The sequence below is a fragment of the Bacteroidales bacterium genome, from assembly GCA_012519055.1.
GTDB lineage: Bacteria > Bacteroidota > Bacteroidia > Bacteroidales > Salinivirgaceae > JAAYQU01.
Genome location: JAAYQU010000002.1, coordinates 19,409 through 36,214, shown reverse-complemented (window position 1 = coordinate 36,214; position 16,806 = coordinate 19,409). Strand labels below are relative to the sequence as shown.

The window sequence follows — 16,806 nt, the reverse complement described above, 5'->3', positions numbered from 1 at the left end:
ACATTATTATGTCTCTACTAAATACAATAGTTGCGCTATATGGTCGCAATCGATTAGCTGAAATAGAGTGGTTTAGAAAACATCCCGTTAAAGCTCAAGAGAAAGTATTTAAACACCTTATTAAGAAATCAAAAAACACAGTTTGGGGCAAATTTTACGATTATTCAACAATTAAAACTGTTGAAGATTTTCAAAATAGAGTCCCCATACAGGAATATGATGACCTTAAACCATGGATTGAACGTCTTAGATCGGGAGAGGAAGATTTGTTATGGACCGGAACCGTAGAATGGTTTGCAAAATCATCGGGAACAACCGGAGACAAAAGTAAGTTTATACCTGTAACTAATGATGCTTTAAAAAATTGCCATTTTCGCGGAGGAAAAGATGTCTTGTCAATTTATCATAAGAATTACCCAAATACCAAAGCCTTTAAAGGAAAGACTTTAACCCTGGGAGGTAGCACAAAAATAAATAGTTACAAGAAAAAAACTTTTGACGCTGACCTCTCTGCAATATTAATAGATAATGCACCTTTTTGGACAAATTTCGCACGTGTACCAAAAGCTAAATACGCTTTAATAGAGGACTTTGAAGAAAAAATAGCGCGAATAGTCGAGTCAACAATAAACACAGATGTTGTTAGCATTGCAGGCGTTCCATCATGGAACCTTGTATTAATTCGCGAGGTGCTGAAAAAAACCGGAAAGAGCAACCTGCTTGAAGTATGGCCTAACCTGGAGCTGTTTATTCACGGTGGTATTAGCTTTATTCCGTACAGAGAAGCCTATAACGAGCTTATACCCTCTCCGAACATGCACTATATGGAGACATATAACGCAAGCGAGGGCTTTTTCGCTATACAGGATAATCCAAACACATCTGATATGCTGTTAATGCTTGATTACGGTGTGTTTTACGAGTTTATTCCTCTATCGGAATTTGGTCAACCAAACTGCTCCGTTTTAACTATCGGGGAGGTTGAGATTGGCGTTACCTATGCTCTTGTAATCAGCACAAACGGAGGACTTTGGCGATATATTATTGGCGACACTGTGGAGTTTACATCACTAAAACCTCATAAAATAAGAATTACCGGACGCACAAAGCAATACATAAACGCTTTTGGCGAGGAGCTTATGGTGCACAACGCGCTTGACGCGCTTAAAATTGCTACAGATAAAACAAAATCAAAAATAAAAGAGTTTACCGTTGCACCTGTTTTTATGGACAACAATAATGCTCGGCATCAGTGGTTAATAGAGTTTGAGGAGCAACCAGACAACTTAGAAGAGTTTGCGTTTATTTTAGATAACGCTTTAAAATCGCTAAATAGTGATTATGAGGCAAAAAGATTTAAGGATAGCGTTATTAAAACTCCCGAAATCATTGTTGCACGAGAAAACTTATTCTACGACTGGATGAAAAAACGTGGCAAACTTGGCGGTCAAAACAAGGTGCCGAGCCTTGCAAATGATAGAAAGTATATTGACGAACTGTTGGCAATGAACCTGTAGGAAAGGTAAAAGGAGCAAGTAGCAAGGTAAAAGTGCTTTTAACTTTTAACTGAAAATGAAGTATATACTTACAACTATAATTCTGGCTTTTGGATTGCTGCCTGCTTTTTCGCAAGTCAGAATAGATACTGGGAAATATACCGATTGGCACGTTGACAGCCACGGAAATATTCTGATTAATACCAGTAGAGAAATACTAAAGTTTGACAATAAAGGAAATATTATTGCTAAATGGACTCCACCTGCCACAAACAACATAATTTACATTGACGCTTCTGATAATCTAAGGGTTTTGGTTTTTTACCCGGAATCTTATCAAATATCAGTTTTGGACAGACATCTATTAGAAATTGCTGATCCTTTGGATTTAACAATTTCGGGAATTTACGACATTACTAAAGTTTGCCGTTCTATAAGCGGAGGAATTTGGGCTGCCGATATGCAAACCAATACAATATACGAACTGCAAAATAACTTGAGGATCAACCTTTCGTTCTCATTCAGTAACTACGGACATGTTTCAGAGATAAAAAAAATGGTAGCCTACGACCAACAGCTCTGGTTTTTAATGACAGATAGTACTTGGTTGGTTTTAGATTTTTTTGGACAGTACTTAACAAGACACTACCAGAAAGGTCTCGAAAAATCGCAAATTTCTAAACAGATTGTTCACTTTATTGACGAAGGTGATCTGTATTCATACGACATAAAACTTAAAGAAAGCAAAGTGGTTGCCTCAAACGTAGCTGCAATTAAAGGCTGTTTTATTTATACTGACTTGCTTTATCTGTTTGAAGACAAATGTATTACAATTAGGAATTTGAACACAGACTACACGGATTGAACAGATTATCACGGATTGGGAAGTTAAAAGGAATTAGCGACCCCTTTCCCCTTGTACCTTGCACCTTTTCCCTTATAAATCCTCATCCATGATTTTTCTCTCAATGTTGTTTAGCCTGTTCCATATTTCAGGAAGCTTTTGAGTTAAAATCATTGCACGGCGTTGAATAGCATAATCTGCGGCTGGCGTACCTAATACAGACTGACCTTGTGTTTTAATACTGTTGGCAATCCCCGATTGTGCCCCGATTTTTGTACCATCTGCTATTTCAATGTGTCCTGTAAAACCTACTTGCCCGCCAATCATACAGTTGCTTCCAATTTTGGTTGAGCCGCTAATACCTGTCTGAGCAGCAATTACGGTATTTGCTCCAATCTCAACGTTATGAGCGACCTGTATTAAATTATCTAACTTAACACCCTCGCGGATAATGGTATTACCCATCGTTGCGCGATCTATAGTTACATTTGCTCCAATCTCAGCAAAATCCTCAATAATAACGCTACCTATTTGAGGCACTTTCATAAACTCCTGCTGGCTACGAGGCGCAAACCCAAAACCATCACTGCCTACAACTGTTCCTGAGTGTATTATAACGTTGCTACCTATTTTACAGTTCTCGTATATTTTAACACCCGGATACAAGATTGTTCCTTTTCCAACCGTAACATTTGGTCCTATGAAAACCTGGGCGTGTATCTGCACATCATCGGCTATCTGAGCATTTCTACTGATAACGGCAAACGGACCAACATAAATGTTTTTGCCGAGTTTTGCACTATCGTCAATACTTGTTTGCTTGTCGATACCAACCGGACGTGGTTTCGCCTGCTCATACATATTCAAAAGAGTTGCAAACGCCGTATATGCATCTTTTACCCTGATAAGTGTTGCCTTTACAGGTTTTTCGGGAACAAAATCGGCATTTACTATTACTATTGAAGCGTCTGTCTCGTATATATATTTTATATACTTGGGATTTGCAAGAAAGCTAAGTGTTCCGGGTTTGCCCTCCTCTATTTTAGAAACGTTATTTACAGCTACTTGGGCATTACCATCCACTGTCCCTTCAAGGGCTGCGGCTATTTGTTCGGCTGTGAATTGCATATTAATATTTTTAAGATAGTGACTATTATAATTTATTAGGCTATAAGTTATATTAGCTGGTCAAGCTGTTTTGGATAACAAAAATAAAACTTTAATACGGTTTTCGACATAATTTCGTGATTAAACATATCGCTTGCATCAATAATGCTCTGAATTTTACCCGATTTGTCTAATATCGATATCTCATCGTCTAATGGCTGATACGTGTTGTTTGACAATGTGTTGGAAACGACAAGATATTCAGTATCTTCATAGCTTATATTCAGCAATTTAGACGTTTTTTGACGAGTATCTTCAATTACATTAATATCAAATGGTTTATTATCAATCTTTACTCTGAACAACCTTCTGTTTACAAGCGAGTTGCACAAATAGCTTAAAACGGTATCGCTATGTTTAGCCCAAACCTTAATTGATGCTGAAATATCATCATCATCAACAGCTGCAAATCGTTCAAATTGACCGTTTTCGATTGTATCTACACTTGAAAGAAAAAAGTGTAGATCAGGGAAAGCAAACAGCTCCTCACCTTGAGAAATCAAATATTTTGCTCTTTTGATTATTTTTCTCAGAATTTGTTCAGCGCTAATAACCGTTTTGTGCAGATAAACCTGCCAATACATCAAACGGCGAGCCACCAAGAACTTCTCGATACTATAAATCCCTTTCTGATCGACAACCAGTTTATCATCAAAAACGTTAAGCATTTTTATTATTCTGTCGTGCGAAACTACACCCTCGCTTACACCTGTAAAGAAGCTGTCTCTATTGAGATAATCAAGCCTGTCTATATCGATTTGAGACGACACCATTTGATGTAAAAACTTCTTGTGATATCTGTTGGTAAATATCTCTATAGCAGTGCTTAACGCTCCATTATAATATTCGTTCAACTCTGTCATAGCCATAAGCGACAACTCCTCATGACGCATTTTGTTAACCAGCATATTTTCAAGAGAGTGGCTAAACGGTGCATGCCCTATATCGTGCAAAAGAATAGCCAGAATGGTACTATCTGCTTCCTCGGGCGTTATATCAACACCTTTGGCTTCTAGTACATCTAAAGCAAGTTGCATTAAATGAACACAACCAATAGTGTGTTGAAATCTTGAGTGTATTGCTCCGGGATAAACATAGTTGGTTAACCCTACTTGTCTAATTCGCCGTAATCGCTGAAACCAAGGATGATTAATTATATCGTAAGCAACCCCGCCCGGCATTGAGATTAATCCATATATCGGGTCGTTTATTATTTTATTCGATGTTGTATAGAGTGGCATAAACTAGAAATATGACCTATGATAATGCGATAAAATCAACACAAAGGTAGCGTTTATTTATAAGTTTAAGCATAAAGTTACTGAAGACTCCTTAATACGATACAGCTTTTTTTACTAATAGACAGTTCACACTTTAGAAAGAAAAAAGAGTACCTTTGTAAAAGTTTTAACAACACTTTGGAATATTTATTATAATTCAATTCATAAAAAAACGCTAAACCCCGCTTGTATAGGTTGAGTAAATTAAACCTCTAATACTGAAACTTAAAATATATGCTTTTTAATACAATAGAGTATGTTCTTTTTTTACCGATTGTGGTAATTATTTACTTTCTGCTTCCTCACAAATTTAGGTGGATTTTACTTCTTGCGGCAAGCTATTTTTTTTACATGAGCTGGAAAGTAGAGTACGTATTTTTAATAGCTATATCAACATTAGTGGGGTACCTTAGTGGTGTTTTAATGGAAAAATATCCTGATAAAAAATCAAAGTTACTACTTTTAATATTTAATCTTTTTGCAAACTTAGGGATACTTTTTTTCTTCAAATACTTCAATTTTGTTGCAGAAAATATAAATCTACTTTTTGACAAATTAGAGTTTGGCAGAAATATACCATTAATGAATGTTTTGTTGCCGGTCGGGATTTCGTTCTATACTTTTCAGACTCTAAGTTATTCCATAGATGTTTATTTTGGACGACAAAAGGCTGAAAAACACTTAGGATATTTTGCCCTATATGTCTCATTTTTCCCTCAGCTGGTTGCCGGACCTATTGAACGTTTTTCCAGACTAACACCTCAACTAAAAGCCAAGCACGATTTTACTTACGACAACCTGTCTAATGGGTTGCGACTTATTCTCTACGGCTTGTTTATAAAGATGGTTATTGCAGATAACTTAGCCGGAATTGTTGACAATATATACGCTACCCCGGGCAACTACTCTTCATTAGATATTTTAACAGGAATGGTTTTCTACTCCTTCCAAATTTACAGCGACTTTTACGGATACTCGGTTATTGCCATAGGAAGTGCAAAAATAATGGGTGTAAATCTTATGAATAATTTTAAAACACCCTACCTTGCAAAAAATATAGCTGAATTTTGGCAACGATGGCATATTTCGCTATCAACCTGGTTTAGAGACTATTTATACTATCCACTTGGAGGCAATCGGGTTAAAAAAAGCAGATGGGCTATTAACATCTTAATTGTCTTCGTTGTTAGTGGGATTTGGCATGGTGCCAACTGGACATTTCTAATTTGGGGTGCACTGTTTGGTATTTTATACATACTTGAAAAAATTATTAATTCAACTTTTAGGTTAGAAAAAGAGCACAAGCCGTACTCTCTTTGGCATATACTATTATCAATTAAAACCTTTGGTTTAGTTACTTTAATATGGGTATTCTTTAGGAGTCAGTCCTTCGGCGAAGCGATTAATATTTTCTCTCTGCTGTTTTCAGGTACAGGACAAATAACTGAAGCACTGATAATTCCGGGTTATGTTTGGTTTTGGCTGATAGTTTTTATTATTACAGATATCTTGCTTTACAATAAACGCTTTGATTCATGGTTGGCAAATATGCCACTTATTGGCAGATGGATAATTTACGGCATTTTTATATTCAGCATTATTGTCCATGCGGGGGTAGAGAATTTTCCTTTTATTTATTTCCAATTCTAAACGGTAAGAGATGTGTAAAAAAATACTATTCAAAATATTTCTTCTATCTATTGTCATAGTAATCATAAATTTCATTTACAGCAAATGGTTCTATGAGTCTGATATTCAAAAACATTCAGACATAATAAATTTGGTTAGAGATATTCCAAATGATGCAGATATTATTTACATAGGTGAATCATCAAATATCACTTTTCGTGGAGATGATATTGATAAAAGACCCATTTCTGCATTTATCGGAGATTTTTTTCCAAAATTAAACACTTACGACATTACAAAACCTGCAAGCCATGCGGGTATTTATAAGGTTTTGCTAGAAAATATTCCTACCGATAACCAGGTTAAAACCATTGTTGTTACCCTAAACCTGCGATCTTTTAATGCAGAATGGATCTATTCGAATCTTGAGACACCGTTGCAAAAAAGCTTAGTCCTTATCAAACAGTATCCACCATTATTCAACAGGTTTTTGCTGTCATTCAAAGGATATGATATTAAATCAGAGAGCGAGCGAGAACAGCAATGTAGGAAGAAAATGAAAAGTGATAAATTCAAACTACCATTTGATTTTCAATTTCAAAACGTGATTGAATGGGATAATTGGATGGCAAATTCAGGCATAAAAGACAGTAGTGGAAATATTGACTACGAACAGACCAAGTTGGCTTGTGCCTATATTAAAACCTATGGTTTCCAAATAGATACCACAAATAATCCCAGAATTAAGGATTTTAATGAGATAATTAAACTAGCTCAAAAAAGGGGCTGGAACCTTCTTTTTAATCTATTGGCTGAAAATACCGAAAAAGCAAAGGAGTTGGTCGGTGATGATTTAATTTTTATGATAAACGAAAACGCTAAAATTCTGGAACAATATTTTCAGAACAGAGGTGTTAAAGTGGTTAGTAGTCTGAATTCAGTAGAAAATGAACAGTTTATTGACCAAGACTGGACTACAGAACATTATGCAGAAAAGGGGAGAAAAACAGTTGCCAAAAACGTTTCTGAAGCATTAAAGACCTGGCACAATGAATTTTACGTAGAAGCAGATTACAGTATCACATACCACACGGACTTCTTTAATGACTGCGATGATAAAAATGTGGTTTGGGGACAAATGCACACAATAACCACAGAATTAGCTTATTCTGGCAAAAAGTCGTCTCTGACTGGTGCAGGCAACGATTTCAGTATTACATTGGAGTATCCCCTAAAAGTTATACCTGACAGCCTGAAACAAAATATTGCTATTGAACTCATGCTAAATCAAGCCTCCTTAAATCATAATACAATGCTAGTTATGGAAGCATATGGAACAGATTTTAACCCCTACTGGGTTGGATTTGATTTAAAAAGCGATATCAATGAAGTTAACAAATGGGTTAAATACAACAAAAACATCATTATTCCAGACACTATTAAGCAGGCAGATTTAATAAAAATATACATCTACAACCCATCGCAAGAAAAGATTTTTATAGATGATTTCAGAATAACGGTTGAAAAATAGACAAAGGGTTGAAACCTAAACTTCAACCCTTTGCAAAATATTTTTTTAGGGAAGACTCTCCCTTATCTTACTTTCAATTAATTTATTAAAGTTTCTTTTTTACTTCAACCTCTTCAAAGGCTTCAATAAAGTCTCCAACTTTTATATCGTTAAACCTTTCAACGTTCATACCGCATTCAAAGCCACTTGTTACTTCTTTTACATCGTCTTTAAAACGTTTTAATGAGCCTAATTCACCAGTATAAACGACTATCCCGTCTCTGATAACTCGTACACTGTTATTACGCTTAATTTTCCCTTCTCGCACGATACAACCAGCAATGGAGCCAACTTTAGAGATTTTAAACACCTCGAGAATTTCAGCTGTTCCTGTTATTTGCTCCTTAACCTCTGGTGCCAACATTCCCTCAATAGCATCTTTAATTTCATTAATAGCATCATAAATAACTGAATAGAGTCTGATGTCAATCTCCTCATGTTCTGCCATTTTTCGTGCTGCTACTGAAGGACGCACCTGGAATCCAATAATTATAGCATTTGAAGCAGCTGCTAACAAAACGTCCGATTCAGAAATTTGTCCAACAGCCTTATGAATAACATTAACTTGTACCTCATTATTTGAAAGCTTTAACAACGAGTCGCTTAATGCTTCAATTGAGCCGTCAACGTCACCTTTTACAATTAAGTTCAACTCTTGGAAGTTTCCAATTGCAATTCTTCTTCCGATCTCTTCAAGAGTGATATGTTTTTGAGCTCTAAAGCTTTGCTCTCTCGCGAGGTGCTCGCGTTTCATAGCAATTTCTTTGGCTTCCCTGTCTGTCTGCATAACGTTGAATCTGTCTCCAGCCTGCGGAGCACCGTTGATTCCTAAAATCTGAATTGGCGTTGATGGTCCTGCTTTTTTTACATTTTGTCCGCGTTCGTTAAACATCGCTTTTACACGTCCGTAGGTAGTTCCTGCTAAAACGATATCTCCGATTTTTAATGTTCCGTTTTGAACAAGGACAGTTGCAACGTATCCACGACCCTTATCCAACTGGCTTTCAATAACCGTTCCTGACGCACGTCTTTTCGGGTTGGCTTTTAGTTCTAATAGATCTGACTCAACCAACACCTTTTCTAACAACTCTTTAACGTTTATTCCTTTTTTAGCCGATATCTCTTGCGATTGATATTTTCCGCCCCAATCTTCAACAAGAATATTCATACTAGCGAGTTCCTGTTTGATTTTTTCGGGGTTTGCCGTCTCTTTATCTATTTTATTGATTGCAAATACTATAGGTACGCCAGCTGCCTGTGCGTGGTTAATAGCCTCGCGTGTCTGAGGCATAACGCTATCGTCTGCAGCAATTGTGATTATAGCAACGTCTGTAACCTGAGCACCACGTGCACGCATAGCAGTAAAGGCTTCGTGACCTGGCGTATCAAGGAAAGTAATTATTCTTCCGCTTGATAGCTCAACACTGTAAGCTCCTATATGTTGGGTAATACCACCAGCTTCGCCAGCAATTACGTTAGTGTCGCGTATTCTGTCAAGTAGTGATGTTTTCCCATGGTCAACGTGACCCATAACTGTTACGATTGGTGGACGTGTTACCAAATCCTCTTCCGAATCCTCCTCATCATCGTGAATTGCTTCGAGTACTTCGGCACTTACAAATTCTATTTCATAACCGAACTCATCAACAACAAGAGCCATTGTTTCAGCATCTAGTCTTTGATTTATTGAAACAAACAGCCCCATATTCACACAAGTTGCAATTACCTCGTTTACAGGAACATCCATCATCGTTGAGAGATCGTTAACTGATACGAACTCGGTAACTTTTAGAACATTTTTTGTTGCTTCTTGTTCTTCTGTATCATGTAGTTGTCTTTCATGCGCTGCGTCGCGCTTTTCGCGACGATATCTTGCTGCTCTCGATTTTGTCTTTGTTGTAAGTCTCGCTAACGTATCTTTTATTTGTTTTGCAACGTCATCTTCACTGATTTCAGGTTTTGCCGGAGCTTTCTTTCTTGTTGTCTGTTGCGGTCTTCTCTTACGTTCTCCTCCTGCCTCGCGTTGCGTTCTATCAGATTCAGCAGGTCTTGATTTTGCTGTAGGGCTTTCCTGCGGTTTATCTACTTCTGTTATCTCTTTTTTTATACGTTTACGACGCCTTCTCTTTTTCTTGGCGTCTCCTGATTCTTCTGAACTTGCTGCTGTTTCACCCGGTTTTCTTTTTCTTTCTTCGGGTAATTCAATCCTACCCAATACTTTTGGACCACTCAACTTCTCAACTCTTGACTGAATAAAGGATATCTCTTCCTTTTCGGTTGTGGTACTTGCGGTCTCTGCTTTTGTATCGGATTCGCTCCCTTTTATCGCCTCATCAGGCTTTTTAGCCGCAGGTTGCAGTTTTTCTTTATCATCTTTGGATGCTTTTTTTACATCCTTTTTATCTTTGGTCTTAGAATCAAGTTCAATTTTATCAACAACTACTGGCTCTTGCGACTTATCAGGTACAAGCGTTATGCTCTCTGCTTGCTTTTTATCAGATTTCTTTTCGGCTTTGGTTGAAGTTTTTGATTCTTTGGACTCTTTTATTTCTGTCTTCTCTTGTTTTTTGGTTTCAGGCTTTTGTTTTTTGGGTGTATCAAGATCTATTTTGCCAAGAATTTTAACGTCTGGTTTTTCTGTTGGTCGCAAATCTTTCTCTTCAGGTTCCGCTGGAGTACTAGTACTTTCTGTTTTCGTCGCAGTAAAATCGGTTATTCTAACCTCAGTATCCTCTTCTACTACTGTGTCACCTACTTGATCGATAGTAACTGTTTGTGGTTTTACAGGATTTAAAATATTTAGTCTTTCAGATTCTTTTTTTAGATTGATATCGGTAGCATATTCTTTGAACAGAATAACATACACATCTTCGTCAATGCGACTATTCGGATTGCTTTCAATGTGTATACCTTTTTTGTCAAGAAATTGAACAATCGTATTTATGCCAACGTTAAATTCTTTGGCTACTTCTCTAAGTCGTGTTTTTTTCCCTTCAACCATATGCTCTGTCACCTGTTGTTTTTGTTAAAAAATAATTGCAAATATATCATCAAAACTTTGATTTACTCAAATTCAGAGCGTAAAACTCTAAGTACCTCGTCAACTGTCTCTTCTTCGAGATCCGATCTTGAAATAAGCTCTTCTCGCGATAGTTGTAGTACGCTTTGCGCTGTATCACATCCTATTGATTTCAGAACATCAATAATCCAGCCCTCGATCTCATCTTTAAAGTCCTCAATATCAACATCATCACCCTCTTCAACATCGTCGCGATACACATCAAGTTCGTACCCCGTAAGAAGTCCTGCCAACTTAATATTGACCCCATTTCGCCCTATTGCTAAAGAGACTTGGTCGGCTGGCAGAAATACCTCTGCGCTTTTGTTTTCTTCGTCAATTTTGATTGATGTTACCTTTGCAGGAGTTAATGCTCTGGAAATAAATAAATTTGGATTGGTTGTATAATTAATAACGTCAATATTTTCGTTTCTTAATTCTCGTACTATTCCACGTATTCGTGAACCTTTCATTCCAACACAGGCTCCTACAGGGTCAATGCGGTCATTATATGACTCAACAGCAACTTTTGCCCGTTCTCCCGGAATACGTTCTACTTTTTTAATTGTTATTAATCCATCAAAAATTTCAGGAACCTCCATTTCGAACAATCTTTCCAAGAAAACATTTGCTGTCCGTGATAAAACTATATTTGGATTTCCGTTTTTGTATTCAACTTTTATTACTATTGCTCTAACTGTGTCCGATTTGTGGAAGAAGTCACTTGGAATTTGCTCTGAACGGGGGAGAATTAACTCTGTACCTTCATCATCTAACAACAGTATCTCTTTTTTCCATACTTGATAAACCTCAGCTGTAACTATCTCACCAACGCGCTCTTTATATTTATTAAAAACTTGTTCCTTCTCTATCTCCAAAATTTTTGATGCCAAGTTTTGACGAAGTGCTAGAATTGCACGTCTGCCTAGACTTTCAAATTTAAACTCGTTTGAAACCTCCTCGCCTATTTCATAATCATCTTCAATTTTTCGGGCTTCACTAAGAGTGATTTGTGTATTTGGATCAGTCAGACTATCGTCATCGACGATTGTTCTATTATGCCATATTTCAAAGTCGCCTCGGTCAGGATTTATAATTATGTCAAAATTAGAGTCGTCGCCATATAATTTTACTAATGTGTTGCGAAACACATCCTCTATAACTCGCATCATAGTAGTACGATCGATATTTTTTTGTTCTCTGAACTCTGAAAAGGTGTCGGTTAAATCTAATATTTCCATGGTGTCACTTTATTATTTTAAAATGGCTAAAACCATACATTATTAATTGTCAGTATTTTAGTTTATATATTTATTCTCGTTAAAAACTTATGTGTTCCGTAGCCGACTTTATCTCTTCCCATGTCAGCTTTACAGGTCTGTTTTGCTCTTTTTCAATCGCTTCACGTTCCTCTTTCGGCATCTTTTTCAAAGCACTTTTACTATATTTTGTTTTGCTTTGCGATACTGTTATTCCGTCATCTTCGACCGAACGGAGTGTCTCTATCATTTTATTACCATTCTTCAATACGAGTTCAATCTCTTTTCCGATAACTTTTTCGTATTGTCTTTTAATTTTAAACGGCTCTCCGATGCCCGCCGATGTAACTTCGAGCGAATAATCTTCTAAATCGCGATCTAACGATGCTTCAATTTGTCGTGATATATGTGCACAAGTATCTATTAGCAATCCTTCAGGATGATCTAATCTAACAACTATGTTGTTACCAGAAGAGATAATTATTTCCACAATAAATATCTCAGTACCCGTGATACTATCTCTAACAATGCTATCAATTTGTGCAGACGTTATCATAAACCTAACAAATAGGGGGACTATTGTCCCCCCAAAATATCATCTATCGCTTTGAAATTTGCTGCAAATATAATTACATTTTACATAAAACACGAATTTTTATGGTTATTTTTTTGTAATTTATTAATATCATGCGAAGTAACAGCGTGGGAGATTTATCAAAAAGTGCAATAAACTTTAATACCGATTGTAAAATTTTATAAAAGAATAAACCCTTAGAAAATTAATATTTGTACTACCTAATTGCAAATACCGTCCTCTATCCGAGGAATCCTCAATTGTCCAGCGATAGGTATAAATTAAAATTCTCAAATCATCGAGAATATTTTTTAACAACATGCGTTATTATCTGTAAAAACATTGATGGTTGTAGCACTCGTGAGCAGTAACAAAACTAATCTCTAAACGAAATTGATAAAATTTCTATTGTTAGAAATTTTCAACCAACTAACAATGTAAAAAGTACTTTAAACTTCGCAAACTTTCAACTTTAACTAAACTGCAATATGCGGACAAAAACAATTTTAGCTTTACTACTCTTTTTCTCGGTATCGTGCGTAAAAGAGATAGAGATGAAAAAACAGTACATTGAAAAAAGATTGGTTTTAAATGGATTAATCTGCCCTGATAGTCTTATTGCTGTAAAAGTTAGCAAAACAACCTCAATATTAGACAATTATATTGAATATATAGATAATGCCAACGTAAAACTCTTTTGTAATGATACGCTTCTCGAAAACCTAACTTACAGTAGCAAAGGACGATATGCGTCAAAAACAGTATATCCAACCGAAAACAACTACTATACAGTTGAGGTTGAGTTAGAGGGTTATCCTACAATACGTGCAACCGATACTGTGCCCGAAAAAACATTTATTACATACGGCACTCATTCATCTGGAAACACCTACGATGAGTATGGAGACCCACATCACGACTACGAAATAACAATTGCCGATAAAAGTAAGAGAAATTTTTACGAACTTTTTTTTATCGATCAATATTTCCCTAACGAATATTCTGATCATTACTACATAAATTTTCAGTGGGGTATTACTTTTGCCGATCCTGTACTAAGAGCCGATAGTGAGCTTGATTTTTCTCCATTGACTTACGTTTTCTCAGACAACCATTTTAATGGCAGTGATTACTCGATGTATAATAAGTTTTTAGCTGCGTCTGTAGGATACAAATTTAATCAACCTATTGCGCCAACAGAAAATGACAGATATGCTATACTTCGCACAACCACATCGGTTTATTATAACTATCGTAAATTTTGGCTTCGTCACAAAAACAATCAACAAGTTGGAGATATAATCGAAGAGCCAATGTTCTCAACACATATTGGCGAGCCTGTTCCAATGTACAGTAATGTAGAAAATGGATACGGAATATTTGCAGCATACAATCAAACTATCTATAAACTTAAAGAGCAATAAACCGACACAATAAATAAGAAGATGATTATAAGACAAATGAGATATATTTTCCTGTTAATAAGTCTGTTTAGCGTTAATTTAATTCATTCTCAGACAACTATTTATGGTTTTGTAGAAGATAGCAAAACAAAAGAACGATTACCCAGTGTTACGGTTTATGATTTTGTTAGCCAAAGGGGAGTTATTACAAATTCGTTCGGATTTTACAGCATAACATTGCCTGAAAATGACAGCGTTACACTTGTTTTCAGAATGGTGGGATACGAAAGTCAGACCGTTTCGTTTAAGCCTAACACATCTAAAAATCTGAATATCAAATTAGTAGGTGGTATTGAACTGTCGGAAGTTGTAGTAACGGCAGATAAAAGCAGGCTAAAAAGTCCTGAAATGAGTGTTTTGAGTATCCCCGTTAAACAGATATTGGAAATTCCGTCATTAATGGGCGAAGTGGATATTGCTCGTGCTTTTCAACTTATGCCGGGTGTTCATGGCGGAAAAGAGGGAACTAGCGGAATATATGTTCGTGGTGGAAGCCCCGACCAAAACTTGATTTTACTTGATGATATATACCTTTACAGTGTCAATCACATTGGCGGTTATCTGTCAGTTTTCAATACCGATGCGATAAAAAATGTAGAGCTATACAAAGGAGGCTTTCCTGCCAGATACGGCGGACGATTGTCGGCAGTAATGGATATTAGAATGAAAGAGGGCAGTATGACGAAATATTCAGGCGATGTTACTATTGGGATTATTTCAAGCAAGTTCACGATAGAGGGTCCTATATGGAAGGACAAAACTTCGTTTATTGTATCTGCGCGCCGGAGTTTGTTTGATTTGATAATGCTTGGCTATCAACACCTCTATTACTCTGATGACAAGTCAACAGCAGGTTATGCTTTGTACGATGTGAATGCAAAGGTAAATCACATTATCAATCAAAACAATCGTATATATGTTAGTTTCTATTCTGGTCGCGACAAAATACGTATCACACAAAAAGATTATGATACTCAAACAAATTATCCATTCAATTTTAAAGGTATAAATAATTTGAATTGGGGAAATTACTCTGCCACATTTCGATGGAATTATATTTATAAAAACCGTCTTTTCAGCAACTTAACTTTGGGAAGTACCAACTATTTTTACAATTCACTTTCCGATATTTATAAAATTGAAAAGCAATCTAACAAGACTATTGACAGGTTGTCTGACCACTATTTATCATCGATAAATGATTTGGTTGCCAAAATAGATTTAGATTACACTGTGAACAGACATCAGATAAGGTTTGGCGGGGAAACAATACTTCATCGCTTTTCTCCAACAATGAATAAAGTAAAACTATTAACGACAGACAGCAACTCAATAGATACAACTTTTGGTGCAAAAACAATTAAACCTGTCGAGTATTATATTTATTTAGAAGACAAGATATTAGCAACCGAAAGAATAAGTTTCAATATTGGGTCGCACTTTAATCTGTTCTCGACAGAGGGAAAAACTTTTTGGTCGATAGAACCACGCGCTATAGGAAATTTTATTTTGATTGAAAACCTGTCGTTAAAAGCCTCTTATTCAAAAATGAGCCAAGCCGTTCATCTACTGTCCAACCACGATGCAGGAATACCAACCGACTTGTGGGTGCCAGCTACAAAAAAAGCACCTCCGCAAAAATCGTCGATATTTGCATTAGGTCTGGCAGGCGAATTAGAAATGAACATAGAGTGGAGTTTAGAAACTTTCTATAAAACATTTAAAAACTTGATTGAGTTTAGCGAAGGCTCCTCATTTTTTACCGGTAGTGCCGATTGGCAGGAAAAGATTGAGAACAACGGAAAAGGAAACTCCTACGGCATAGAACTGTTAGTGCATAAAAAAACAGGAAAAACAACCGGTTGGATATCATACTGTTTGTCAAAAAACACAAGACAGTTTGACAAATTAAACTTTGGCAAACCGTTTCCGTACAAATACGACCACAGACACGATTTCTCAATAACAGTAAGTCATAAATTTTCAGACAAGTTTCAAATATCTGGTTTGTGGGTTTTTACCTCCGGAAACGCTGTAACACTGCCCTCAACAAAATATGAGATTTACGTTTTAGATTATACTCCCGGAACAGATAGTGATAATAACTTTTACGACGAAGCCCACGTTTACGGAGAACGCAACAACTACAGAGCACCTGCATATCACCGCTTGGACGTTAACCTCTCTTTTACAAAAAATAAAAAATATGGTATAAGAAAGTGGTCTTTTGGAGTATATAACGCCTACAACAGACTGAATACCTACTATCTTTTTTTCAAATATGACAAAAATGGAAACAGAAAACTCTATTCGTTTAGTTTATTCCCAATAATGCCATCAATAAGTTATAGTTACAAGTTTTAATACCGACTGGACATACAATAGCCCAAACCTCGCTATTGCTCTTTTCGACTATGTGTCTGTATCATCGGTATTTACCATTATAAAATTTTAAAAAGATTGGAC

The 16,806-nt window shown here is 36.3% G+C and carries 11 protein-coding genes; 6 read left to right on the top strand and 5 right to left on the bottom strand.

Features of this window, described 5'->3' with window-relative positions; genetic code table 11:
- Window positions 1–8 precede the first annotated feature (8 nt).
- Together GX311_00740 and GX311_00735 are read left to right on the top strand one after the other, a co-directional pair.
- Window positions 9–1,517 (top strand): GH3 auxin-responsive promoter family protein, encoded by a 1,509-nt coding sequence (locus GX311_00740; GenBank protein NLK14905.1) that lies wholly within the window; start codon window positions 9–11, stop codon window positions 1,515–1,517.
- 55 nt (window positions 1,518–1,572) lie between these two features.
- Window positions 1,573–2,361 carry a hypothetical protein gene (locus tag GX311_00735; protein NLK14904.1) on the top strand — a complete coding sequence of 263 codons (789 nt, stop codon included), beginning with the start codon at window positions 1,573–1,575 and terminating at the stop codon, window positions 2,359–2,361.
- 72 nt (window positions 2,362–2,433) lie between these two features.
- Here GX311_00735 and lpxD read toward each other — a convergent pair whose 3' ends face one another.
- Both lpxD and GX311_00725 read right to left on the bottom strand, forming a co-directional pair.
- The gene (lpxD, locus tag GX311_00730; protein ID NLK14903.1) at window positions 2,434–3,468 is read right to left on the bottom strand and encodes a UDP-3-O-(3-hydroxymyristoyl)glucosamine N-acyltransferase; all 1,035 of its coding nucleotides are present in this window, start codon (window positions 3,466–3,468) and stop codon (window positions 2,434–2,436) included.
- A 47-nt stretch (window positions 3,469–3,515) separates the two neighbouring features.
- Window positions 3,516–4,748: an HD domain-containing protein gene (locus GX311_00725; GenBank protein ID NLK14902.1), complete on the bottom strand. Its 1,233-nt coding sequence runs from the start codon at window positions 4,746–4,748 to the stop codon at window positions 3,516–3,518.
- 273 nt (window positions 4,749–5,021) lie between these two features.
- On the opposite strand from GX311_00725, the gene GX311_00720 reads away from it, so the two are divergent.
- Both GX311_00720 and GX311_00715 read left to right on the top strand, forming a co-directional pair.
- Complete coding sequence (locus GX311_00720; GenBank protein ID NLK14901.1) at window positions 5,022–6,437, top strand: MBOAT family protein; 1,416 nt, start codon at window positions 5,022–5,024, stop codon at window positions 6,435–6,437.
- Window positions 6,438–6,447: 10 nt separating this feature from the next.
- Window positions 6,448–7,947, top strand: a complete 1,500-nt coding sequence (locus GX311_00715; GenBank protein ID NLK14900.1) for a DUF4843 domain-containing protein — start codon at window positions 6,448–6,450, stop codon at window positions 7,945–7,947.
- A gap of 85 nt (window positions 7,948–8,032) precedes the next feature.
- Here GX311_00715 and infB read toward each other — a convergent pair whose 3' ends face one another.
- From infB to rimP, 3 genes are all read right to left on the bottom strand, one after another.
- The gene (gene infB, locus GX311_00710; GenBank protein ID NLK14899.1) at window positions 8,033–10,987 is read right to left on the bottom strand and encodes a translation initiation factor IF-2; all 2,955 of its coding nucleotides are present in this window, start codon (window positions 10,985–10,987) and stop codon (window positions 8,033–8,035) included.
- A 62-nt stretch (window positions 10,988–11,049) separates the two neighbouring features.
- Complete coding sequence (nusA, locus tag GX311_00705; GenBank protein NLK14898.1) at window positions 11,050–12,285, bottom strand: transcription termination/antitermination protein NusA; 1,236 nt, start codon at window positions 12,283–12,285, stop codon at window positions 11,050–11,052.
- 79 nt (window positions 12,286–12,364) lie between these two features.
- Window positions 12,365–12,859: a ribosome assembly cofactor RimP gene (gene rimP / locus GX311_00700; protein ID NLK14897.1), complete on the bottom strand. Its 495-nt coding sequence runs from the start codon at window positions 12,857–12,859 to the stop codon at window positions 12,365–12,367.
- Window positions 12,860–13,365: 506 nt separating this feature from the next.
- Between rimP and GX311_00695 the strand changes: the two genes are divergently transcribed.
- Both GX311_00695 and GX311_00690 read left to right on the top strand, forming a co-directional pair.
- On the top strand, window positions 13,366–14,301 hold the full coding sequence (locus GX311_00695; GenBank protein ID NLK14896.1) for a DUF4249 domain-containing protein: 936 nt from the start codon (window positions 13,366–13,368) through the stop codon (window positions 14,299–14,301).
- Between the two features lie 21 nt (window positions 14,302–14,322).
- The gene (locus GX311_00690; GenBank protein ID NLK14895.1) at window positions 14,323–16,704 is read left to right on the top strand and encodes a TonB-dependent receptor; all 2,382 of its coding nucleotides are present in this window, start codon (window positions 14,323–14,325) and stop codon (window positions 16,702–16,704) included.
- Window positions 16,705–16,806: the final 102 nt, after the last annotated feature.

What these genes read in the sequence shown, in the direction of transcription:
- GX311_00740 (NLK14905.1), top strand. Translation starts at nt 9, where the DNA reads ATGTCTCTACTAAATACAATAGTTGCGCTATATGGTCGCAATCGATTA.
- GX311_00735 (NLK14904.1), top strand. Translation starts at nt 1,573, where the DNA reads ATGAAGTATATACTTACAACTATAATTCTGGCTTTTGGATTGCTGCCT.
- lpxD (NLK14903.1), bottom strand. Translation starts at nt 3,468, where the DNA reads ATGCAATTCACAGCCGAACAAATAGCCGCAGCCCTTGAAGGGACAGTG.
- GX311_00725 (NLK14902.1), bottom strand. Translation starts at nt 4,748, where the DNA reads ATGCCACTCTATACAACATCGAATAAAATAATAAACGACCCGATATAT.
- GX311_00720 (NLK14901.1), top strand. Translation starts at nt 5,022, where the DNA reads ATGCTTTTTAATACAATAGAGTATGTTCTTTTTTTACCGATTGTGGTA.
- GX311_00715 (NLK14900.1), top strand. Translation starts at nt 6,448, where the DNA reads ATGTGTAAAAAAATACTATTCAAAATATTTCTTCTATCTATTGTCATA.
- infB (NLK14899.1), bottom strand. Translation starts at nt 10,987, where the DNA reads ATGGTTGAAGGGAAAAAAACACGACTTAGAGAAGTAGCCAAAGAATTT.
- nusA (NLK14898.1), bottom strand. Translation starts at nt 12,285, where the DNA reads ATGGAAATATTAGATTTAACCGACACCTTTTCAGAGTTCAGAGAACAA.
- rimP (NLK14897.1), bottom strand. Translation starts at nt 12,859, where the DNA reads ATGATAACGTCTGCACAAATTGATAGCATTGTTAGAGATAGTATCACG.
- GX311_00695 (NLK14896.1), top strand. Translation starts at nt 13,366, where the DNA reads ATGCGGACAAAAACAATTTTAGCTTTACTACTCTTTTTCTCGGTATCG.
- GX311_00690 (NLK14895.1), top strand. Translation starts at nt 14,323, where the DNA reads ATGATTATAAGACAAATGAGATATATTTTCCTGTTAATAAGTCTGTTT.